The organism is Pseudomonas sp. TMW22091 (genome assembly GCF_022496705.1).
GTDB classification, from domain to species: Bacteria; Pseudomonadota; Gammaproteobacteria; order Pseudomonadales; family Pseudomonadaceae; genus Aquipseudomonas; species Aquipseudomonas saxonica.
Genome location: NZ_SCFI01000005.1, coordinates 336490 through 359802, shown reverse-complemented (window position 1 = coordinate 359802; position 23313 = coordinate 336490). Strand labels below are relative to the sequence as shown.

Genomic DNA, 23313 nt, shown 5'->3' with positions numbered 1-23313 from the left:
AAAGTGTCGGGGCTTTTTGGTTTTTGCTCCCAGTTAGCCGCTGCTTAAATAAATCGCAGAACCGAACTAGCAACTTCTTTTAAAGTTTCAGAATCCCCCTACAACGTGACTACCGGTCTGTCCGTTAGTGTTCCTCCTTTATCGAGGGGGAATTCAGGATGTCAGCATTAGCCCGCCAGCACCGTTTCAGTTTGACAATCCCAGGCTCCCCGCATGAGCTTCGGGTATTAGCCTTTAAAGGCCATGAGGCCATCAGCAGGCCTTATTGCTTCGAGCTTGAACTGGTGAGCGAGCACCCGACTTTGGACGTCGAGATCTTGATGCACCACACCGCCTTTCTGGCGTTCGATGAGCGTCTCAACGGCATTCACGGGCAGATCCACAGCGTTAAACGCTACAGCCCTGATGCCCGGCTGACCCGCTACGACCTGACCCTGGTGCCCAGCCTGGCCTACCTGGAGCACCGCACCAATCACCGGATTTTCCAGAACCTCACTGTTCAGCAAATCATCGAACAGTTGTTAAGCGAGCACGGCATTCTCAGCGATACCTATACCTTCGCTGCCTTCTCCCCTTCACGCCCGCGCGAGTACTGCGTGCAGTACGGCGAGTCCGATTTGTATTTTCTTCAGCGTTTGTGTTTTGAAGAGGGTTTTCACTATTACTTCAAGCATTCGCCTGACGGCCACCTCTTGGTATTTGGCGATAAGCAGCAGGCGTTTACCCCGTTAAAAGAGGTCACGCCTTTCATCCATAACAACGGGATGGTGGCGGCAGGGCCGTCGATCAATCACTTTGCAGCGGGCGTGAGCAAGTGCATCAAGCGCACCGTACAGCGTGATTACGACTTCCAGACAGCCAGTCGCACACTCGAGGCTGACAGCAGTGGCCCACTCAATGGGCCCCCCTTTGAAAGCTACACCTACCCCGGTGGCTTTAAGGACAAGGCCCGGGGCGAGCATCTATGCCAGATCGCCCTTGAGCAGCACCAAACCGGTTACTACCGGGGCAGAGGCAGCAGCGATCAGCCGATCTTGAGCAGTGGGCACTTTTTGCAGATGAGTGAATACCCGCGCGTGGACTGGAACTGCCGCTGGCTGCTGACCCGGGTTCAGCATGAGGGCAGGCAGCCGCAGGTTCTGGAAGAGCAGAGCCGGGTTTCTCCGCCCAGCGAGCCGGGTGAATGGACGCAGGGCTATCGCAATACCTTTGAGGTGATTCCCGCGGACGTCACCTTCCGGTCGCAGGAAATTTACCCCAAGCCGCGCATAGGCACCCAAACGGCGCGCGTGACTGGGCCAGCGGGCGAAGAGATTCACTGCGATGAGTTCGGCAGGGTTCGGGTGAAATTTCACTGGGATCGCAGCGGCATTGAAAACGAGCAAAGCAGTTGCTGGGTGCGGGTGTCATCCAGTTGGGCGGGGGAATACTACGGGGTCGTGACGACCCCTCGAGTGGGCATGGAAGTACTGGTGAATCACATCGAAGGTGATCCAGATTTTCCGGTTATTTCGGCGTGCCTGGCCAATAGCATCAACCCGGTCCCGCTTGATCTGCCCGCCGAACAAAGCCAAAGCGTCTTTCGCAGCCGCAGCACCCCCGGCGGCCGGGGCCGCAACGAACTGCGCATCGATGACCGTCAAGGGCAAGAGCTGATCTATGTGCACGCCCAGCGCGATATGAAACAGCACATCAAGCACGACAGCCGGTTACACATCGAGGGTCAACAACAGGTCACGGTGGTCGGCGACAGCGTGACCGTGCTCCAGGCCGAGGATCACCTCACCATCACATGCGACCGCAGAGAGCACATCAAGGGCAGCGATCACCTGCAGGTCGCGGGCAGCAGCCATACCCGTGTAGGCAACGTAATGACAGTCGAGGCCGGGCAGCACGTGCATCTTCAGGCAGGCGCCCAGTTTGTGCTCGACGCCGGGGCCAATATCACCTTGATGGCGGGCGGTCAGCATCTCGTCATCGGCCCCAGCGGTATTTTTAGCAGCAGCCCCATCCAAGAAGGCGGCAAGCCAGTGCGGGGTGTACCTGCCATGCCCTTGTTGCCCGGCCAATTCGCCCATGACTTGCCCCCGCAGGCCCTGCCGCTGCACATCGCCCCCTCGCAACTGTCCCTGATGACGGCATCACATGCCCTTGGTGCCGATATTTGCCCGTTATGCGAGGCCTGTCGAAACGGCCTGTGTGTGCCTGAAGGAGCTGCGCAATGAAATTGCCGTCACCCGTTCAATGGATAGAAGTACAGCGTAAGCGGGGTCATGAACTGTGCTTGATGCTGGACACGTTCGATCAGAAACCGGTGCTTAAGGCGCTCTTGAATGGCCGCGCCCATGACCGTTACAGCAGCCTCTATAGCCAGACGCCTATCGCTGAACTGGCCAGCATCGGGCCTTTTCTGATTGTGCTCGACAGCGGCGACACCCAACCCCTCACCGAACTGTTAAACAGCCCTGAACGTCACTGGGGCTGGCTGGTGAGCATCGCCGCGCAGGATTTTGCCGCACTGGTACAGCATTGGCGCGAGCGCATCCTGGTGGGTCAGCGGCCTGATCAAGGCATCTATCGCTTTCACGACAACCGGGTACTGGGCAGGGCACTGCCGTTTTTGTCGCCAGAGGCGCTGCCGGCGTATATGGGGCCAGCCATTAGCCTGTGTTACTGGCAGGGCGAACACTGGCTCAGCGCCGATAACCCGACCCCGGGTCAGCACCCTTTGCCTGAGCAACCGCAATGGTTACAAGTGCCTTTGCCGCCCGAGCAACGGGCGCGCATACGAGAAACCAACGCCCATCGTTTTTTGCTGGCCCATCATCAGGTTGCCTACCTGCAATTGGCCGAGCATCGGGACCCTTTCGCCTGGCTACGCCAGCAGCGGGAAAAGGCCGAAGGCTGGGGATGGCATGCGCCCCGCCAGCTGGAATTGTTATTGGCCAGCAGCTTGAGCACCCCTGAATTCGAAATGCCCGTGCAATGGCATCCGCGTCCTTATGAAGAACCCAGTGAGCACTTTAAACGGGTGTACCAGGACGCGAAGTTATTACAAGGCAAAGGCGCAGCATGAAGCGCTGGTTAGTGGCTTGTGCAGGGATAGCAGGTATTGGGGCGGCAGCCTATGGGTACTTTAAAGAGCCCAACACCTTTACCTTCACCGTCGATATGCCGCCGGGGTTTAAATATAAGGCAGCGGTGTACTACGTGCCTGCGCCCGGCGAGACGTGCGAGGTGGCAACCAAGGATAATTTAGCCCCCGTTTTTAATTATTGGTGGCGCGAAGATTATAAACCTGACTCGGTAATAGAAATTCGCAGGACCCGCAAAGGGTGTCCGTTGGTTGTTTACAATATAAAGTTGGATATATTTGCGGTCTATGGAAAGGCGAGAGGCGATTTTAGTTCTACAACGGCTCAGGTAGTGATTAAAGAAGGGCTGGATCAGATAGATGTAGAAAGTTTTAGTGATGCTGGAGAAAGTGTATTTTTTGGGGAGTGCTCATGGAGTTTTAGAACCTCCGGAAAGACGCACGTGCTCCGAAAATTGCTCGACTGCAAGGATGTCAATATTGGGCGTCCTGCAACGCGTGGCAGGCCTGTGGCGGGTTACTTGCCTGAGCAGCTTCCGGGAAAGACTATTAAAATGAAAATAACAGTTGATAGAGAAGAGAAACCTTCTGTTGTCGAAAAGTGGGTAAAATTTCCCAGGGGGTGGAAGCGCTGTATGGGTAAAGGCATTGAAGATCCTTATGGATTTTGCAATGGGAATGATAAAGACTTCAGAAGTTTTGTTTTGCATGATGGAACGCCGTGCACTATTTATCCCGGTTGTACGGAGTGAGTGCAGTGGCCAAGTATAAAATTATCGCACTCAGTATTTTCGTTGTTTTGATTGGGCTTTTCAGTGCTTATTGGTATTTCAAGGAGCCCAACACCTTTACCTTCACGGTCGATATGCCGCCGGGGTTTAAATATTCGGCAGCGGTGTATTACGTGCCTGCGCCGGGTGAGACGTGCGAGGTGGCAACGAAGGATAATTTAGCGCCCACATTCAACTACAGGTGGTGGAAGTCTTATGAGCCAGACGCGGTTATAGAAATTCGTCGAACCCGTAAAGGCTGCCCGTTGGTGGTGTACAACATCAAGTTGGAGATTTATGCGGTTTATGGGCCTACATGGGCAGATTTCGGCTCGACTACTGCACAGGTCGTTATCAAGGAAGGATTGGATAAAATTGATATAGAAAGTTTCAGTGATGCCGGAGAAAGTACTTTTTTTGGGGAGTGTGATTGGAGATTTAGAACCTCCGGAAAAACCCGCGTGCTCCGAAAATTAGTCGACTGCAAGGATGTCAATGTCGAACGTCCTGCAACGCGTGGTAGGCCGGTGGCTGGGTATTTACCAGCTCAATTACCGGGAAAGACGGTGCGGTTGAAACTTGATTTGGCCAATAAAGAGCGTCCCTCAATAGGTGATACATGGGTTGAGTTTCCTAACGGTTGGAAGCGCTGCATGGGTAATGGATTTGAAGATCAATACGCATTTTGTAATGGCAATCAAGAAGATTTTAGTCATTTCATAATGCCTGATGGTAAACAGTGCACTATTTATCCGGGATGTACGGAGTGAGTGCCGTGGCCAAGTATAAAATTATCGCACTCAGTGTGTTCGTTGTTTTGATTGGGCTTTTCAGTGCCTATTGGTATTTCAAGGAGCCCAACACCTTTACCTTCACGGTCGATATGCATCCGGGGTTTAAATATTCGGCAGCGGTGTATTACGTGCCTGCGCCGGGTGAGACGTGCGAGGTGGCAACGAAGGATAATTTAGCGCCCACATTCAACTACCGGTGGTGGAAGTCTTATGAGCCAGACGCGGTTATAGAAATTCGTCGAACCCGTAAAGGCTGCCCTCTAGTGGTATATAACATCAGGTTGGATATCTATGCGGTATACGGCAATACATGGCGAGATTTTGGTACGACTACCGCACAAGTCGTTATTAAGGAAGGCTTGGATGAAGTAGATATTGAGAAATTTGATAAGGCAGGAGAAAGTGTATTTTTTGGTGAGTGTTCATGGAGTTTTAGAACCTCCGGAAAGACACGGGTGCTCCGAAAATTGCTCGACTGCAAGGATGTCAATATCGGGCGCCCTGCAGCGCGTGGCAGGCCGGTGGCGGGGTATTTACCTGATCAATTACCGGGAAAGACGGTGAGGTTAAAACTTGATCTGGCCAAAAAAGAGCGCCCCTATATGGGGGATAAATGGGTTGAGTTTCCTAATGGTTGGAAGCGTTGCATGGGAAAAGGGTTTGAAGATCAATACGCATTTTGTCGTGGTAACACACAGGATTTTAGTCATTTCATAATGGCTGACGGCAAACAGTGCACTATCTATCCGGGATGTACGGAGTGAGTGCCGTGGCCAAGTATAAAATTATCGCACCCAGTGTGTTCGTTGTTTTGATTGGGCTTTTCAGTGCCTATTGGTATTTCAAGGAGCCCAACACCTTTACCTTCACGGTCGATATGCCGCCGGGGTTTAAATATAAGGCAACGGTGTACTACGTGCCTGCGCCCGGCGAGACGTGCAGGGTCGCAACGAAGGATAATTTAGCACTCGTTTTTAATTATTGGTGGCGCGAAGATTATAATCCTGACTCGGTAATAGAAATTCGCAGGGCTCGCAAAGGATGTCCTTTGGTTGTTTACAATATCAAGCTTGAGATATTTGCGGCTTATGGCAGAGCGCGCGCAGATGTAGGTTCTGATGGGGCGCAAGTAGTTATTAAAGAGAAGATGGAAGATTCTGATGTAGGGTCTTTTAATACAGAAGGGGAAAGTTCTTTTTATGGCGAGTGTGGATGGATGTTTAAGACGTCAGGAGAGAAGAGGCGAATTGTTAAGCTTTTGAGGTGTAATGATGTAAATGTTGGCAAGGTTACAACGGGTGAGGGGCCTGTGGCGGGATATACATTAGATCAACTGCCGGGAAAAACAATAAAGATGAAGATATCAATACTTGACAAAGAAACGCCTGCTGTGGGTGATACATGGGTTGAGTTTTCTGGCGGTTGGAAGCGTTGTATGGGCGATAGCTTTGAAGATCAATATGCTTTCTGTAATGGCGACTATAAGCGATTTAGCAATTTTCTAATGCCTGACGGCAAACAATGCACCATCTATCCGGGTTGTACTGAGTAGGAGGGTTTTAGAATGATGGCTTTAGAAGAGGGTGTAGCTTTAAATGGGAGGATGCTCTCATGTCCTTTACAAACAAAAGAGTCGAGCTTTCAGTTGGTCGACGAATTTGGCTTTGGTAAGCCTTATGCAGGATTGGCTTATGCAGTAGTAGATTCGGAAGGCCTGAACTATAACGGGTTTTTAGATTCTTCCGGCATCGGTCGGGTCAGTAATCACTTTGCGGGTCCTATAGCCTTAATCTTGGATGAGTCATACGGTGGGATGGATAGGGCCTACAAGTTACTTCGGGAAAGGACTGACTACCCTTTAAAAATAACAGCACTTCAAGTCAGAGCAGAACAAACCCGTTACGTCAATGAAGATGGCAGCTGCCCCCGGGAACTGCCCACATCTCAGTTTTCAGACGCCGACTTTTGCCAAGTCGAAGTCCGCGACTTGGTCGAGCATGTGTCACATTTGCCGCCCGCGGTTGAGCGTCATTACCCGCCCAGTACGGGTGCCCGTCGATTGATGGGGGAGCACGGCCTGCGAGGCGTTTGCATCGCGGGTAATCGGCACACGGTTCTTCAAGTTCGGCCACTGCGGGCGTTGCGACCGATGCTTTCGACGGACCCGCAATTCTGTGCGCTGAACCTGTATCAGTTGTCGCTGATGTCGACGCTGAGTTATTGCTCGTTTGGTCAGGCCCCAGACAAACATCCCATACAGGTACCGGTTGTCTCTTTTGCCGAAGAGCCGAGTTCGGGCAACTGGTTTGCCGATTCGCTAGCCAAATTCAAGGAAGTATGGAAAGTCGATGCTGGCCAAACTCAGGCCTATTATCCGTTGTTTGAGGACGTGGCCTATTCCAGACGTTTTGAAGTTGTGCCCTTTGATCCTGGGTTATACCCCAAAAATAAACCGCAACGAGGCCCCGATCAGGAAAGTCCCATCAAAATCCATTTTCTGGATGATCGCGGCGATACAGTCGACACCGATACCCAAGCGTTTGCGACGCATAGCGATGAAATCATTTTGATCGTGATACGCGGCACCAGTGAGATCTGGCGCGATGGACTTCGAGACCTCGATGCGTTTCAGGTTCCCTTTGAGGAAGGTGTAGGGACAGTACATCGCGGGTTTTATGAGGCCGCCAAGCAGGCCTATGATTTCGCATTTAAGTACCTCGACAAATTCTACGCAGGCCAAAAGCTGATGATCTGCGGCCATAGCCTCGGCGGTGCCATCGCCCTGATTCTTTCGGAAATGCTTCGGCGCAGACGAAACTTTAATTACGACATCCTCCTCTACACCTACGGCGCCCCCCGCGCGGGGGATTCAACCTTTGTCGAAGCCGCCAAACCTCTCGTCCATCACCGTATGGTCAATCACAACGACCCGGTGCCCAGTGTGCCCGCGCCGTGGATGAAGTTTAAGCCTTCAGAATTTGATTACGGTGCTGCGATTCGCTTTAAGAATGTGCCCGCGGAGTTCATTGCGTATGTCGCCGGCATGATCAATATGGACGCCGATCCCTACGCCCACCACGGGAAGGTGCAGCATTTCATGCGGGTGAATTTTGGCGGAAATGAGGTTTCCCACATTCTCTGGATGCCTGGCTGCGACACATTGGCCGAGCACGCCGCCTGTTCAATGGCCCTTGATCAGTATGAAGGGCTGCCTGTTCGCGATGGTTTGGGGCGCCAGTTGCTGGATGCAGGTGATCATTCGATGGTGAGCAGCTACGTGCCTAATTGCTGGGCCACGCTACGCCGCTGGCAAGAAGCACAAGAGGGCGCTCGGCCACGGGTGACCAATCGTGAGGTGGAGTGGGTGCGGTTGATGCTGTCACGCGTCGAGGAGCAACTTAAACAGCGGGTCGGCCATCTCAAAGAGGCCAATGACCCCTTTCCGCGGATCACCCGGGCCACCGTTCAAGCCATGACTCGAGAGCTGTCAAAAATACAAATGACCGCCAAGCGCCTGTCTTCGTTGACCTACAGCGTGGTCTCGGCTCAAGACGTATACGGCACCCACGCGGCGCACCCAGAGCGTCTGGCGCAAGCACTCAAGCGTTGGCTGGGCCACGCCGACAACACTCGCACGGTGCAACTGGCCATGGCCCCCTTGGGCATGTCGATGGCCGAGTTTGATATGTCCATGGGGTTTGCCCGCAATACTGGGCCGTATTACGGCGATATTCTCGATCTTTAAGCGGGGCAAGCCGCACGCGCTTCAACGTGCGACTTGCTGCTCTGGGGTCAAAAGAGGTCGATAGGTGCCCCGTCATCAGCGGGCAACGGGCTGCCCGGTGCCGGGTTATTGCCCAGTTCGCTATTGGTCGGCGGCGTGTCTTCGCTTTTGAACAACTCAAAGTAGGCGCCCGGTGTACCCGGTGAGGCGATACGGCCGCTGGTTGGGTCAATGCGCAGGCTGAGGATGCCTTCAGGCTCAGCTTGGGTGTGCGCCGGCTTGTCTTTGAGGGCGCCCCCCATGTAGGTCATCCAGATCGGCAGGGCGACCGTACCGCCATATTCGCGGCGGCCCAGGCTTTCAGGCTGGTCGAAGCCGGTCCATACGGTGGTCACGTAGTCGGCGTTGTAGCCGGAGAACCAGGCGTCCTTGGATTCGTTGGTGGTACCGGTTTTACCCGCCAGGTCTGTGCGGCCTAGGGCCAATGCGCGGCGACCGGTGCCCAGCTTGATGACGTCTTGCAGCATGCTGGTCAGGATGTACGTGGTACGCCCGTCAACGATGCGTTCGGCAACGGCCTGGGTTTCGGTGGTCGGCAAGCCCGGTGCAGCGTTGATGGTGTCGATGGTCAGCGCTGCAGCTTCTGACGGCACATCTTTGCTGTCATGTTTAGGCACGCTGGGCGGGTTGGCGACAAACAGCGTCTCACCGTTGCGGCTTTCGATCTTGTCCACAAGGTACGGTGTGATTTTGTACCCGCCGTTGGCGAAGGTGCTCCAGCCGGTGGCGATTTCCATCGGCGTCAGCGTAGCTGTACCCAGCGCCAGCGACAGGTTGCGCGGCAAGTCTTGTTTGTTGAAACCGAACTTGCTGATGTAGTCGATGGTGCGGTCGACGCCCAGGCTCTGTAGCAAGCGGATCGACACCAGGTTACGCGACTTGTACAACGCCTCGCGCACACGGATAGGGCCCAGGAAGGTGTTGGTGTCGTTCTTCGGGCGCCAGACCTTGTCGAGGTATTCGTCGACAAACACGATGGGGGCGTCGTTGACCAGCGTGGCGGCGGTGTAGCCGTTGTCCAGCGCTGCGCTGTAGATAAACGGTTTGAAGCTTGAGCCGGGTTGGCGCTTGGCCTGCATCGCCCGGTTGTAGTTGCTTTGCTCAAACGCGAAACCACCGACCAGCGCACGAATGGCACCGTTGTTCGGATCAAGCGAGACCAACGCGCCTTGTACGTTCGGTACCTGGCTGAATTTCAAGCTGCCATCGGCTTGCGGTTGCACGCGGATCAGATCGCCCACTTGTGCCACATCGGAAGGCTGCTTGGGCATCGGGCCCATGCTGTTGGTGTTGAGGAACTTGCGTGCCCATTTCATGGTGTTCCATGACACACGGCCTTCGCCGTTACGGGTCAGCACGTGCAGGCCGTCTTTATCGACCTGGGTGACGATGGCCGGTTCCAGACCGCTGATGGGGCGCTGCTTGGCGAGTTCTTGAGTCCACACCGCCAGGGTTTTACCGGGGAAGCGGGATTCCGGGCCGCGGTAGCCATGACGCTGATCGTAGGTCATCAGCCCTTCGTGAACCGAGGTGTTGGCCAGCTCTTGCAGGTTGCTCGGCACGGTGGTGGTCACACGGTAGCCTTCGGTGTAAGCCTCGCTGCCATAGCGGCCGACCATCTCTGCGCGGGCCATTTCGGCGATGTACGGCGCGCTGACTTCCGGGGTTGGCACGTGATAACTGGCGTCGACCGGCTCTGCGATAGCTGCTTCATAGCTGGCCTGATCGATTTTGCCCAATTTGTACATGCGACCCAGAATCCAGTCGCGACGTTCTTTGCTGCGCACCGGGTTGGCCAGTGGGTTAAAGCGCGACGGGGCTTTGGGCAGGCCGGCAATCATGGCCATCTGCGCCAGGCTCAGGTCGCGGATCGACTTGCCGTAGTAAACCTGTGCGGCCGCTTCGATGCCGTAAGCCCGGTTGCCCAGGTAAATTTTGTTCACGTACAGCTCAAGGATTTCGTCCTTGGTCAGTTCGCGTTCAATTTCCAGGGCCAACAGAATTTCATTGGTTTTGCGGGAAAAGCTGCGCTCACTCGACAGGAAGTAGTTCTTCGCCACCTGCATCGTGATGGTGCTGCCCCCTGATTGAATGTGTCCGCTTTTTACCAGTTGGGTAGCGGCACGCATCAGGCTGCTCGGGTCGACCCCGTAGTGATTGGCGAAATTGTCATCTTCTGCCGAGAGCAGGGCATTGATGAAATTGGGCGGAATGTCGGCGAACTTGATGGGAGAGCGGCGCATTTCGCCAAACTCTGCGATTAATTTGCCGTCGCTGGTGTAGACCCGCAAAGGAATCTGCAACTGGATGCTTCTCAACGACTCTACGGACGGCAAGCCAGGACTAAGATAGAGAAACGCGCCGCTCAATACGAGCAACAGCCCGCAGAACACAGCAACGAAAGACCACCCGAAAAACTTCAGCAGACGAATCAAGGCTTTTGGATTTCCAGATTAAGAAATGGGTTTGCACGTCAGGGCAGTGCGCAGGTGCGACGGGTCGACAATGCGGAAAAAAACGCCCGGCATTATAAGCATTTTTCGCTCATAGGCGTCATGGACCGCATGTCAGAACGGGTTTTGAACGGATCTCAATTTTTACCCTCCGTAAGTCACGGAATGCATTAGGGAAAATAACAGTGCCAGGATTTTTGACCACTCGCCGCCACCGTTGTGTCGGCATTGATATCAGTGCCCACGCTGTCAATATTGTCGAATTAAGCCGTTTGAACACCAGATTCACGCTTCATGGCTATGCCATTGAACCCTTGCCCAGACAGTTGGCAGAGGATCAGACCCGCGCTCATCCGAAAAGTGTCGCTCAGGTACTGCTTCGGGTGTTGGGTGAGCAGGCAATGCTCGCTCGCGATGCGGTGGTGGCGGTTGCCGACGGCCAGTTGATCTGTAAAAACCTGGAGCTGGATGCAGGCCTTGCTGGTGATGAACTCGAGCTTAGCGTGCGCTTGGAGGCCGAACAGCACGTGCCTTATGCGCTGGAGAGCGCCGCACTGGATTTCGAGGTTCAAGGCGTTTCACCCTTGAACCCGCAGCTGATGAGCGTACTTGTGGTGGCGTGCCGCATGGAAACATTGGACTGGTATCAAGCAGTGTTGAGCCATGCGGGGCTCAAGGCCAAAGTTATTGAGGTGCAGTCCCATGCTCAAGTGCGAGGAATTGACGCCATGATGCCTTCGTCAGGTGCCGTGGCCGTGGTCGATTTCGCCACGCCTGCCACGCGGTTAAGCATTCTGCACCAAGGTAGGGTGATGGAGTCGCTTGAACTTCACTTCGGCGATGGCCAACAGGATCAGGACACTTTCAAAACCACCGCCCTGCAGCACATCAGGCACGGCCTTGAACAGGTAGCTGCCAGCCCGAGGGCCGAGTGGGTCATTTTGGCCGGTGCGGCTGCGGGCCAGCCGGGGTTGAGTGAGTGGCTCCAGGCGAAACTGGGTATGCCGACTCAACCGGCCAATCCGTTTGTGCACATGGACATTAATCCGTCACTTGTCCCTCAAGCCTTGTGCAGTCATGCCCCAATGTTGTTGACTGCCTGCGGCCTGGCCTTGAGGGGATTTGATTGATGGCGAGAATCAACTTGTTGCCCTGGCGGGCAATGATGCGTGAACAGCGTTACAGGCGTTTTTTGATGGTGTTGCTGGCGCTGGCTGTGCTCGTGGTAGCCGGGCTTCTTGCGCTTGACCAGCTCATCGACCGTGCCGTTGAGCGGCAATTGATGCGCAATGACTTGATCAGAAGTGCCACCGTGCAGCTGGACGGGCGAGCCGAGCAAATTGACCAGTTAAAAGTGCGCCGTGAGCAATTGCTTGAACGCATGCAAACGATCGAGACGCTGCAGGGCAGTCGCTCTGACAACGGGATCATTCTGGAGCAGTTGGCCCGCAGCTTGCCGCAAGGCGTGTATTTCACCGACGTGAAAATGAGCGATAGCATCATCGTGATAACCGGCACTGCCCAGTCTCCCAGTCTCGTGGCCGAGCTGATGCGCAATCTGGATGCCTCCCATTGGTTAGAGGCTCCAGTGCTGATTGATGTGAAAGCAGAAGCTGCCCCGGCTGGCGGGCAGGAGCGTTGGTTTCAGATGACCGTCGCTCAGACCCGCCATCCTGTTCCTGTGGGTGGGCACCTCTGATGGCGTCGCATTGGCTGGATCGTCTGCGCAGTGTTGAGTTACAGGACCTTGGGTTGAGGAATGCGGGAGTCTGGTCACCCAGGCATAAGGTGCTGGTGGCAATGGCCTGGGTGAGTGTGTTGCTGGGGCTTGGGTATTGGTTGCTGCTGGCGGGCTCGATGGCCCGGCTTGAACTGCAGCGCGAGGCTGAAGTGGCCATGAAAACAGAATTCGAGGCCAAGGCGAGGAGGTTGCCGGCCCTCGGGTCATACCGGTTGCACGTGCAGGCATTGGAAGAAGCCTATCAAGCGCTCATGACCCTATTGCCCCGACAAGCAGAAGTGCCCGGGCTGCTGGATGACCTGTCGCGCATGGGGCTGGCCAGCGGCCTGGTGATCGAACAGATTCAGTGGTCCCCGCCGGTGCGGCATAAGCTTTACATCGAGCAGCCGTTGCAACTGTCTCTGGTCGGGCGTTATCACGATGTTGGCCTGTTTCTGAGCACCCTTTCGAGCCTGCCACGCATTGTCACCTCACATGATTTTGCGTTGGTGCCTCTCAATTCCTCGGGCGATGGTCGGTTGCGCATGACCTTGCTTGCCAAAACCTACCATGCTCACACCTCGGGGCTGACCCCGTGAACCGGGCCGCCCGGCTGTGTGCGATGGGCTTGTGCGCAGGGCTTGCCGGGTGCGACAACCCACAGAGCACAGCGCAATTACAGGCATTTTTACAGGTAACCCAGCTTCACGAAGAGCCTGCCAGTGCTTCGGTTCCACCGCTCGTGCGCCCGCCTGTATTCGTCTATGGCGCGGCGAACCTGCGCAGTCCGTTTCAAGTGTTGCATGAGGGTGCCGCCGGGAGCTGGCAAGCAAGCCTGGTTGAAGATGGAGTGGATGACCGTCGTGCCAGGGCATTTCTGGAGGGCTTTGACCTAGAACAGTTTGAGCTGGTTGGCACGTTGTCCAACGACAGGGAAAGCAACGCCTTGCTGCGCGCCAAGGGGGTTGTACACCGCCTGAAGGTGGGCGATTACCTGGGGCGCAATAACGGTCAAATTGCCTGGATCGACAAGGCACACGTTGAAGTGTTTGAAGTGATTTCGGATGGTCAGGGCGGTTGGCTGGAAAGGTCCCTGACGATCCCTCTAAAACAGCAGTCTTAACGGAAGTACACCATGAAAAGGATTTTCCCGGTCTGTGGACTGGCGCTATGGAGTGCGCTGAATTCACAGCAGTTACTGGCGTTTGCGCCATTCAGTCCCGTTGCGCCCCCACCTATTGAAGCAGCGAAACCCTTGTACACCGGGGAGCCCATATCGCTTAACTTCCAGGACATTGAAGTGCGCACGGTGCTTCAGTTGCTGGCCGACTTCACCGAATTCAATCTGGTTGTCAGCGACACCGTGCAAGGCAACATGACTCTCAATTTGCAGCAAGTGCCATGGGATCAGGCCCTGGATGTGGTGCTCAAAAGCAAGGGTCTGGGCAAGCGCAAGGAGGGCAATGTATTGCTGGTTGCACCCTTTGACGAAATTGCCGCCCGCGAGGGGCAGGGCCATGAGATGTACGATCAACTGGCCGATCGGGTTCCGTTGCGTAGAGAGCTGGTGCAGGTCAATCATGCCAAGGCGGGCGACATCGCCAAATTATTCCAGTCGGTCACCGCTCACCCGGCAGGCGTCGAGGGGCGCGGTTCGATCACGGTGGATGAACGCACCAATCACATCATCGCGCTCCAGTCAGCCGAGCAACTGGAGGAGTTACGCCGCATCGTGGCGCAACTGGATGTGCCGATGCGCCAGGTGATGATTGAGGCCCGGATTGTTGAGGCGGGCGTGGACTTTGAGCGCAACCTCGGGGTGCGTTGGGGAGGCGCAGTCAATAAAGGCGGTAAATGGAGCGCTGGCGGCATGGGCGCACCGTCTTCTTCAACGGGGGAGGCGGGCCAGGTGAGCGCCCCGTTTGTCGATATGGGGGTCAAGGGCCAGGCCGCGGGGGTGGGGATCGCCTTTATCACCAACAATGTGTTGCTGGACCTTGAGCTGAGCGCCATGGAAAAAACCGGCAATGGCGAAATCATCTCTCAACCCAAAGTCGTCACTTCAGACAAGGAAACCGCCAAAATCCTCAAGGGCACTGAAATCCCGTACCAAGAGACCAGTGGCAGCGGCGCCACCTCGGTGTCGTTCAAGGAAGCCTCGCTGTCACTGCAGGTCACGCCGCAAATCACACCGGACAACAGCGTCATCATGGACGTCATCGTCACCAAGGACGAACCCGACTACCTCAACATGATCAACGATGTGCCGCCGATCAAAAAAAATGAGGTCAAGGCCAAGGTGTTGGTTAAAGATGGCGAAACCATTGTGATTGGGGGCGTTTTCTCAAATTCTCAAAGCAAAGTGGTAGATAAAGTGCCATTTTTGGGCGATGTGCCGTATGTTGGCCGGCTTTTCCGAAAAGATGCTGTGCTCGAAAAAAAATCCGAACTGCTGGTGTTCCTGACTCCGCGTATCATGAACAACCAGGCGATTGCTGTGAGCCATTGATTCTGTGCGAAATTTAATCCTTGTTGGGCCAATGGGGGCTGGAAAAAGCACCATCGGACGTTTACTTGCTAAAGAGTTGCACTTGCCATTCAAAGATTCCGATAAGGAAATTGAAGTGCGCACCGGTGCCAACATCCCGTGGATCTTTGATAAAGAAGGCGAGCCGGGGTTTCGTGAGCGTGAAACGGCAATGATTGCCGAGTTGTGCGAGGCTGATGGCGTGGTGCTTGCTACCGGTGGGGGCGCGGTCATGCGCCCGGAAAACCGGCAGGCGCTTCGTGCAGGCGGACGGGTAGTGTATTTGCATGCTTCCATCGAGCAGCAGGTGGCCCGAACCGCGCGCGACCGCAACAGGCCGTTATTGCGCAACGCCAACCCCGAGAAAATCCTGCGCGACTTGCTGGCCATTCGTGATCCGCTCTATCGGGAAATCGCCGACATCATCGTTGAAACCGACGAGCGGCCACCGCGCATGGTGGTGCTGGATATTCTCGAACGTCTGGCGCAACTGGCGCCGCGTTAACTCAGTCGCGGCTTCGCTTTACAAGCCATTAAAGTGCGATACGAAATGCGCTATTCTCGGCGCCGACCCTGCCTGTTCGCAGGGTCCCATCATTTGATAATTGCGAAACAGGGCGCCGGGCTCTGTTTCAACGCGGGGATTCATGCAGACACTGACGGTTGATCTAGGCGAGCGCAGCTACCCGATTCATATTGGCGAAGGTTTGTTGGATCAGCCGCAGTTGCTGGCCCCGCACATTGTCGGTCGCCAAGTGGCCATTGTGACCAATGAAACGGTCGCGCCTCTTTACCTTGAGCGTCTGACCCGCAGCCTTGCGTCGTATTCTGTGGTGCCGATTATCTTGCCCGACGGCGAAGCCTTCAAAAATTGGGAAACCCTGCAACTGATCTTCGATGGCCTGCTGACGGCACGTCATGACCGGCGCACCACGGTGATCGCTCTGGGCGGCGGTGTGGTGGGCGACATGGCCGGGTTTGCGGCCGCTTGCTACCAGCGTGGCGTCAACTTTATTCAGGTGCCGACCACCTTGCTTTCGCAAGTCGATTCGTCAGTGGGCGGCAAAACCGGCATCAATCACCCGTTGGGTAAAAACATGGTGGGTGCTTTCTATCAGCCCCAGCTGGTGCTGATCGATACCCAAACGCTGAACACGCTAGCGCCTCGCGAACTGTCTGCAGGCCTGGCTGAAGTCATCAAGTATGGGCTGATCTGCGACGCACCGTTCCTGACCTGGCTTGAAGACAACATGGACGCGCTGCGTGGGCTTGATCAGGTTGCACTGACGGCAGCCATTCATCGTTCCTGCGCGGCCAAGGCCGAAGTCGTCGGCGCTGATGAACGTGAGTCTGGCGTGCGCGCTACGCTTAACTTGGGCCACACCTTTGGTCATGCCATTGAAACCCACATGGGCTACGGCGTGTGGTTGCATGGCGAAGCCGTCGCTGCGGGCACGGTGATGGCGCTTGAAATGTCTTGCCGTTTGGGCTGGATCAGCGCACAAGAGCGTGATCGAGGCATTCGGCTGTTCCAGCGGGCCGGTTTGCCGGTCGTGCCGCCTGCTGAAATGAGCGTGTCCGACTTTATGCAACACATGGCAGTAGATAAGAAAGTGATCGACGGTCGTATGCGACTGGTTCTGCTGCGGCACATGGGCGAAGCCATTGTGACTGACGATTATCCACAAGAAGTTCTACAGGCCACGCTGGGTGCGGATTACCGTGCGCTGGCTCAGCTTAAAGGTTAATAAAATCCCGATGACAAGTTTGCATGCCGACGAGGCGTTTCTCGGTCACTTCCAGCTCAACCACGACCCCTTTGCGCCACGGGTGCCGGGTTTCAAGTTTTTCCCGGCCCAGCGCAAGCCCGTGCTTGGGCAGCTGCATCACCTGGCCCGCTACAGCCAGCTGCTGTTGGTGGTGACTGGCCCAGAGGGCAGCGGCAAGACCTTGCTGCGTCAGGCGCTGGTCGCCAGCACCAATAAACAGTCTGTGCAAAGTGTCGTCGTCTCGGCGCGGGGCGGGATGGATGCAGCGGGTATCTTGCGTCAGGTCGCGCAAACCCTGAATGCCGCCAGCGCTGATGTCGGGGCGATTCTGGCGCAAGTGGTGCAGTTGGCGCTGACCGGGCAGGAAGTCTACTTGCTGGTCGATGATGCCGAGCAGCTTGACGAATCCGCTCTGGAAGCCCTGTTGGCGCTGGCTGCCGGTGCTCCGGAAGGCCGTCCGCATGTGTTCCTGTTTGGCGAGCCGTCGATGATTGACGGGCTTGAGCACCTGAGCGCGGAGGAAGAACGCTTCCACGTGATCGAGTTGCAGCCTTACACCGAGGAAGAAACCCGCGAATATCTGGCCCAGCGCCTTGAAGGGGCGGGTCGCGGGATCGAACTCTTTAGCGCCCAGCAGATCTCAGATATACACGAGAGCTCCGAGGGTTGGCCTGGCATCATCAATCAGGTCGCCCGCGATGCAATGATCGAAGCCATGATAGCGAGCCGCTCAGCGGTCAAGCGTCCAAGTATGGGGTTCAACATGCCTAAGAAACACGTATTGGCCATTGGTGCCGTAGTCGTAGTGGCTGTGGCCGCCGCCTTCTTGATACCGGGCCGCAGTAAAACGCCGACTGCGCCGGGTACCGAGCAGACGCAATTGGGGCAGGCAGCTTCGGCTGACGGTGCTAACCCGTCCATCGACTTTGCCGGCAAATCGCAGCCTATGCCCTTGCCGCTGGTGGGGCAGTCACAACCTGTCGTGCGCGGCCCTCTGGCTGAAGAAGCCGGTGGCATCGCTGAAGGCGATGACGGCGGTGTGCCTGCCGTAGACGGTGGTGTGGCTCAGCCACCGACCGTGACCACCACAGCGCCACCTGTGGGTGTGCCAGCAGGCCCGGCAGCTGCGCCAGCACCCACGGTTGCTACCGCTAAACCAGCACCTGCTCCAGTGGCCAAGCCGGCGCCTGCGCCTGCTGCCAAGCCTGCGGTCAAACCAGCCGACAAGCCGGTGACATTGGCCAAAGCCGCCCCTGGTGGTAGCTGGTACAGCAGCCAGCCTGCCGGTAATTACGTGGTGCAGATTGTCGGCACCAGCTCCGAAGCCTCTGCGCAAAGCGTTGCGAAAGAGCTGGGCGGCGAAGCCCGTTATTTCAAAAAATCCCTCAACGGCAAACCCCTGTTCGTTGTGACTTACGGCAATTATCCGAACCATGCCGCAGCAACTGCGGCCATCAAGAACTTGCCAGCGAAGATCCAGACTGGTAAACCTTGGCCTCGCACTGTCGCCAGCGTCCAACAAGAGCTGGCAACCGCTCGCTGATGATCCGGCGACCTTACCCAGGTCGCCGTTCTACGCCATCAAAATTCCTGATTGTGCATGCGGCCTTTAAGCCGCATGCCTCTTGGTGTCTGTGCCGCGCAGCAGTCAACATCAAAAATGTTTTGACTAGCACGAGCAATCGCTTTAAACCTTTCATAAATGCGACACGAATTTATGGCAAAGCGCCGCTTAATTTGTGGGTCTTTATGACGGTGTGTAGAATGACCACCCTTTTGCCCCTGCCAAGCTGGCGTACGTTCAGCGCGGGAAGCAAGTGGTTGAATTAAAAGAAATTTGCCCTTTTATGGGGCAGCCTGGTGAGAAAGTGTCTATGAAAGCAGGTCTGTACCACCCCGATGAATTCAAGGATAACTGTGGTTTCGGCCTGATTGCCCACATGCAGGGCGAACCCAGTCATACCCTTCTGCAAACTGCCATTGAGGCCCTGACCTGCATGACCCACCGCGGTGGGATTAACGCAGACGGCAAGACCGGTGACGGTTGTGGTCTGCTGATTCAAAAGCCGGATCTGTTCTTGCGTGCAGTCGCCCAAGACCATTTCGGCATCGATTTGCCCAAGCAATATGCCGTGGGCATGGTGTTCTTTAATCAGGACCCAATCAAAGCCGAAGCGGCGCGCGCCAACATGAACCGCGAGATTCTCGCAGCCGGCCTGCAATTGGTTGGCTGGCGCAAAGTGCCGATTGATACCAGCGTGCTGGGTCGTCTGGCGCTGGAGCGTCTGCCCCAAATCGAACAAGTGTTCATTGGTGGGGACAGCCTGAGCGATCAGGACATGGCCATCAAACTGTTCAGCGCCCGTCGCCGCTCCTCGGTGTCCAACGCGGCTGACAGCGATCACTACATCTGTAGCTTTTCCCACAAGACCATCATTTATAAAGGCCTGATGATGCCGGCGGACCTGACCGCCTTCTATCCAGACCTGAGCGATGAGCGCCTGCAAACCGCAATCTGCGTGTTCCACCAGCGCTTTTCCACTAACACTTTGCCGAAATGGCCGCTGGCTCAGCCGTTCCGCTTTCTCGCCCACAACGGCGAAATCAATACCATCACCGGCAACCGCAACTGGGCGCAGGCCCGTCGCACCAAGTTCGCCAATGATTTGATCGGCGATCTCGACGAACTCGGGCCGTTGGTCAACCGCGTGGGTTCTGACTCCTCCAGCATGGACAACATGCTCGAGTTGATGGTCACCGGCGGCATCGACCTGTTCCGTGGCGTACGCATGCTGATTCCACCGGCGTGGCAGAACGTTGAGACCATGGACCCCGACCTGCGGGCGTTCTATGAGTACAACTCGATGCACATGGAGCCGTGGGACGGCCCTGCGGGCGTGGTCATGACCGACGGCCGCTACGCCGTCTGCCTGCTCGACCGTAATGGCCTGCGCCCGGCGCGCTGGGTCACGACCACCAATGGCTACATCACCATCGCCTCGGAAATCGGCGTATGGGACTACAAGCCGGAGGAGGTGATTGCCAAAGGCCGTGTCGGCCCGGGTCAGATTCTTTCGGTCGATACCGAAACCGGCCAGGTGCTGGACACCGACGCCATCGACAATCGCTTGAAGTCGCGCCACCCGTACAAGCAATGGCTGCGCAAGAATGCCCTGCGCATTCAGGCCACCTTTGACGACCACGACCACGGTTCGGCGTTTTATGACGTTGACCAGCTCAAGCAATACATGAAGATGTATCAGGTCACGTTTGAAGAACGCGACCAGGTGCTGCGCCCGCTGGGTGAGCAAGGCTACGAAGCGGTCGGCTCCATGGGCGATGACACCCCGATGGCGGTGCTGTCTCAGCGTGTGCGCACGCCGTATGACTACTTCCGTCAGCAGTTCGCGCAGGTCACCAACCCGCCGATTGACCCGCTGCGTGAAGCCATCGTCATGTCGTTGGAGATCTGCCTCGGTGCCGAGCGCAATATTTTCCAGGAATCGCCCGAGCATGCCTCGCGTGTGATCCTCAGCTCGCCCGTCATCTCGCCCGCTAAATGGCGTTCGTTGATGAACCTCGATCTGCCGGGTTTCGAGCGTCAGATCATCGACCTCAACTACGACGAGACCCTTGGCCTTGAAGCGGCTGTGCGCAACATCGCTGATCAGGCTGAAGAAGCGGCCCGCGCCGGGCGTACGCAAATTGTCCTGAGCGATCGTCATATCGCGCCTGGCAAGCTGCCGGTACATGCCTCGCTGGCGGTAGGTGCAGTTCACCACCGCTTGACCGAAAAAGGCCTGCGCTGCGACAGCAACATTCTGGTCGAAACCGCTACCTGTCGTGACCCGCATCACTTTGCCGTGTTGATCGGTTTCGGGGCTTCGGCGATCTATCCGTTCCTGGCGTACGAAGTGCTGGGCGACTTGATCCGCACCGGCGAAGTGCTGGGCGACCTTTATGAAGTGTTCAAGAACTACCGCAAAGGCATCACCAAAGGCCTGCTGAAAATTCTTTCGAAGATGGGCATTTCGACGATTGCTTCGTACCGTGGTGCGCAGCTGTTCGAAGCCATTGGCCTGTCCGAAGAAATTTGCGACCTGAGCTTCCGTGGCGTACCGAGCCGCTTGAAGGGCGCGCGTTTCGTCGACCTTGAAGCCGAGCAAAAACTGCTGGCCGCTGAAGCCTGGAGCGCGCGCAAGCCGATTCAGCAAGGCGGTCTGCTCAAGTACGTACACGGCGGCGAATACCACGCCTACAACCCGGACGTGGTCGCCACCCTGCAAGCCGCCGTACAGCAGGGCGACTACAGCAAGTTCAAGGAATACACCGCACTGGTCGACAAGCGTCCGGTGTCGATGATCCGCGACCTGTTGCAGGTCAAGACCCTCGATACGCCGCTGGCCATCGAAGAGATCGAACCGCTGGAGCTGATTCTCAAACGTTTCGACTCCGCAGGTATTTCATTGGGCGCCTTGTCGCCTGAGGCCCACGAAGCGCTGGCCGAAGCCATGAACCGCTTGGGCGCACGCTCAAACTCCGGCGAAGGCGGCGAAGACCCGGCGCGTTACGGCACCATCAAAAGCTCGAAAATCAAGCAAGTGGCCACGGGTCGTTTCGGTGTAACGCCGGAATACCTGGTCAACGCTGAGGTGCTGCAAATCAAGGTCGCTCAAGGCGCCAAGCCGGGCGAGGGCGGGCAACTGCCGGGCGGCAAGGTCAACGGCCTGATCGCTAAATTGCGCTACGCCGTTCCGGGCGTGACCCTGATTTCGCCACCGCCACACCACGACATCTATTCCATCGAAGACTTGTCGCAGCTGATTTTTGACTTGAAGCAAGTCAACCCCAAAGCCCTGGTATCGGTGAAGCTGGTGGCTGAAGCCGGCGTCGGTACTATCGCCGCGGGCGTGGCCAAGGCCTATGCCGATCTGATTACCATCTCCGGCTATGACGGCGGCACTGGCGCTTCGCCGCTGACCTCCATCAAGTACGCGGGCGCACCGTGGGAACTGGGTCTGGCTGAAACCCACCAGACACTGCGTGGTAACGACCTGCGTGGCAAAGTGCGTGTGCAGACAGACGGCGGTTTGAAAACCGGCCTGGACGTGATCAAAGCGGCGATTCTGGGCGCTGAAAGCTTCGGCTTCGGCACCGCACCGATGATCGCTCTGGGTTGCAAATACCTGCGTATTTGCCACCTCAACAACTGCGCCACAGGCGTGGCCACGCAGAACGAATCGTTGCGTAAAAACCACTACATCGGCACCGTCGACATGGTGGTCAACTTCTTCACCTACGTGGCTGAAGAAACCCGTGAGTGGCTGGCCAAGCTGGGCGTTCGCAGCCTTGAAGAGCTGATTGGCCGCACCGATTTGCTCGACATTCTGCCCGGCGAAACCGCCAAGCAGCAGCACCTCGACCTGACGCCGCTGCTGGGCAGCGACAACGTGCCGGCTGACAAGCCGCAGTTCTGCGAAGTGGATCGCAACCCGCCGTTCGACAAAGGCCTGCTGGCCGAGAAAATGGTCGACATGGCTACGGCTGCCATCAATGACATGAGCGGCGCAGAGTTCGAACTCGACATCTGCAACTGTGACCGTTCCATTGGTGCTCGAATCTCGGGTGAGATCGCCCGCGCATACGGCAATCAGGGCATGGCCAAAGCGCCCATCACCTTCCGCTTCAAAGGCACTGCCGGTCAGAGCTTTGGTGTGTGGAACGCCGGTGGTTTGAACATGTACCTGCAAGGCGATGCCAACGATTACGTCGGCAAGGGCATGACCGGCGGCAAGCTGGTGATCGTTCCGCCTACCGGCAGCGTGTACAAGACTCAAGACAGCGCAATTATCGGCAACACCTGTCTGTACGGCGCCACCGGCGGCAAGTTGTTTGCAGCGGGCACGGCGGGCGAGCGCTTTGCGGTGCGTAACTCCGGTGCTCACACCGTGGTTGAAGGCACGGGCGATCACTGCTGTGAATACATGACAGGTGGTTTCGTCTGTGTACTGGGCAAAACGGGTTACAACTTCGGCTCGGGCATGACTGGCGGTTTCGCCTACGTGCTGGATCAAGACAACACCTTCGTTGACCGGGTTAACCACGAGTTGGTGGAAATCCAGCGCATCAGCGGCGAAGCGATGGAGGCGTACCGCAACCATCTGCAGCACGTGCTGGACGAATACGTGCAAGAGACTGACAGCGAGTGGGGTCGCAACCTCTCGGAAAACCTCGATGATTACCTGCGCCGTTTCTGGCTGGTTAAACCTAAAGCGGCGACGTTGAAGTCTCTGCTTGCCAGTACTTTGGGCAGTCCGCAGTGACGCTGCAGCAATCGGCAAGCTTTGAGCGACCCGCTCAAAGCAGCGCGCGGTATGTCGGGTTTATACGATTTTTTTGCAG

The 23313-nt window shown here is 56.4% G+C and carries 17 protein-coding genes; 16 read left to right on the top strand and 1 reads right to left on the bottom strand.

Translation table 11 applies throughout. The annotated features are described in order from the left end of the window. Positions 1–158 precede the first annotated feature (158 nt). The 7 genes from tssI to EQV93_RS12535 are packed head-to-tail and all read left to right on the top strand — an operon-like array spanning position 159 to position 8403. On the top strand, positions 159–2225 hold the full coding sequence (tssI, locus tag EQV93_RS12565) for a type VI secretion system tip protein TssI/VgrG (protein WP_240891674.1): 2067 nt from the start codon (positions 159–161) through the stop codon (positions 2223–2225). Next, positions 2222–3076 carry a DUF4123 domain-containing protein gene (locus EQV93_RS12560; RefSeq protein ID WP_240891673.1) on the top strand — a complete coding sequence of 285 codons (855 nt, stop codon included), beginning with the start codon at positions 2222–2224 and terminating at the stop codon, positions 3074–3076. The genes tssI and EQV93_RS12560 overlap by 4 nt, the downstream gene beginning before the upstream one ends. Next, complete coding sequence (locus tag EQV93_RS12555) at positions 3073–3846, top strand: hypothetical protein (protein WP_240891672.1); 774 nt, start codon at positions 3073–3075, stop codon at positions 3844–3846. The genes EQV93_RS12560 and EQV93_RS12555 overlap by 4 nt, the downstream gene beginning before the upstream one ends. A 5-nt stretch (positions 3847–3851) precedes the next feature. Further along, positions 3852–4634 carry a hypothetical protein gene (locus tag EQV93_RS12550; protein ID WP_240891671.1) on the top strand — a complete coding sequence of 261 codons (783 nt, stop codon included), beginning with the start codon at positions 3852–3854 and terminating at the stop codon, positions 4632–4634. A gap of 5 nt (positions 4635–4639) precedes the next feature. Continuing rightward, the gene (locus EQV93_RS12545; RefSeq protein WP_240891670.1) at positions 4640–5422 is read left to right on the top strand and encodes a hypothetical protein; all 783 of its coding nucleotides are present in this window, start codon (positions 4640–4642) and stop codon (positions 5420–5422) included. Between the two features lie 5 nt (positions 5423–5427). Beyond that, positions 5428–6210: a hypothetical protein gene (locus EQV93_RS12540; protein ID WP_240891669.1), complete on the top strand. Its 783-nt coding sequence runs from the start codon at positions 5428–5430 to the stop codon at positions 6208–6210. 12 nt (positions 6211–6222) lie between these two features. Beyond that, on the top strand, positions 6223–8403 hold the full coding sequence (locus tag EQV93_RS12535; RefSeq protein WP_240891668.1) for a lipase family protein: 2181 nt from the start codon (positions 6223–6225) through the stop codon (positions 8401–8403). A 47-nt stretch (positions 8404–8450) separates the two neighbouring features. Here EQV93_RS12535 and EQV93_RS12530 read toward each other — a convergent pair whose 3' ends face one another. Then, on the bottom strand, positions 8451–10874 hold the full coding sequence (locus EQV93_RS12530; protein WP_442968885.1) for a penicillin-binding protein 1A: 2424 nt from the start codon (positions 10872–10874) through the stop codon (positions 8451–8453). A 206-nt stretch (positions 10875–11080) separates the two neighbouring features. On the opposite strand from EQV93_RS12530, the gene pilM reads away from it, so the two are divergent. The 9 genes from pilM (at position 11081) to gltB (ending at position 23234) form a co-directional block, all read left to right on the top strand. After that, complete coding sequence (gene pilM / locus EQV93_RS12525; RefSeq protein WP_240891666.1) at positions 11081–12025, top strand: type IV pilus assembly protein PilM; 945 nt, start codon at positions 11081–11083, stop codon at positions 12023–12025. Next, on the top strand, positions 12025–12594 hold the full coding sequence (locus EQV93_RS12520) for a PilN domain-containing protein (protein ID WP_122785195.1): 570 nt from the start codon (positions 12025–12027) through the stop codon (positions 12592–12594). The genes pilM and EQV93_RS12520 overlap by 1 nt, the downstream gene beginning before the upstream one ends. Further along, a complete protein-coding gene (locus EQV93_RS12515; RefSeq protein WP_146384877.1) occupies positions 12594–13214 on the top strand; it encodes a type 4a pilus biogenesis protein PilO in 621 nt (206 codons plus the stop codon). The genes EQV93_RS12520 and EQV93_RS12515 overlap by 1 nt, the downstream gene beginning before the upstream one ends. Next, on the top strand, positions 13211–13738 hold the full coding sequence (locus EQV93_RS12510) for a pilus assembly protein PilP (RefSeq protein WP_240891665.1): 528 nt from the start codon (positions 13211–13213) through the stop codon (positions 13736–13738). The genes EQV93_RS12515 and EQV93_RS12510 overlap by 4 nt, the downstream gene beginning before the upstream one ends. A 12-nt stretch (positions 13739–13750) precedes the next feature. Further along, complete coding sequence (locus tag EQV93_RS12505) at positions 13751–15124, top strand: type IV pilus secretin PilQ (protein ID WP_272492619.1); 1374 nt, start codon at positions 13751–13753, stop codon at positions 15122–15124. Positions 15125–15128: 4 nt separating this feature from the next. Then, positions 15129–15647, top strand: coding sequence for a shikimate kinase AroK (gene aroK / locus EQV93_RS12500; RefSeq protein ID WP_122785191.1), 519 nt, complete (start codon positions 15129–15131; stop codon positions 15645–15647). 142 nt (positions 15648–15789) lie between these two features. Further along, the gene (aroB, locus tag EQV93_RS12495; RefSeq protein ID WP_122785190.1) at positions 15790–16890 is read left to right on the top strand and encodes a 3-dehydroquinate synthase; all 1101 of its coding nucleotides are present in this window, start codon (positions 15790–15792) and stop codon (positions 16888–16890) included. Positions 16891–16900: 10 nt separating this feature from the next. Further along, on the top strand, positions 16901–18454 hold the full coding sequence (locus EQV93_RS12490) for an AAA family ATPase (protein ID WP_240891664.1): 1554 nt from the start codon (positions 16901–16903) through the stop codon (positions 18452–18454). A gap of 331 nt (positions 18455–18785) precedes the next feature. Beyond that, a complete protein-coding gene (gene gltB, locus EQV93_RS12485; protein WP_122785188.1) occupies positions 18786–23234 on the top strand; it encodes a glutamate synthase large subunit in 4449 nt (1482 codons plus the stop codon). Positions 23235–23313: the final 79 nt, after the last annotated feature.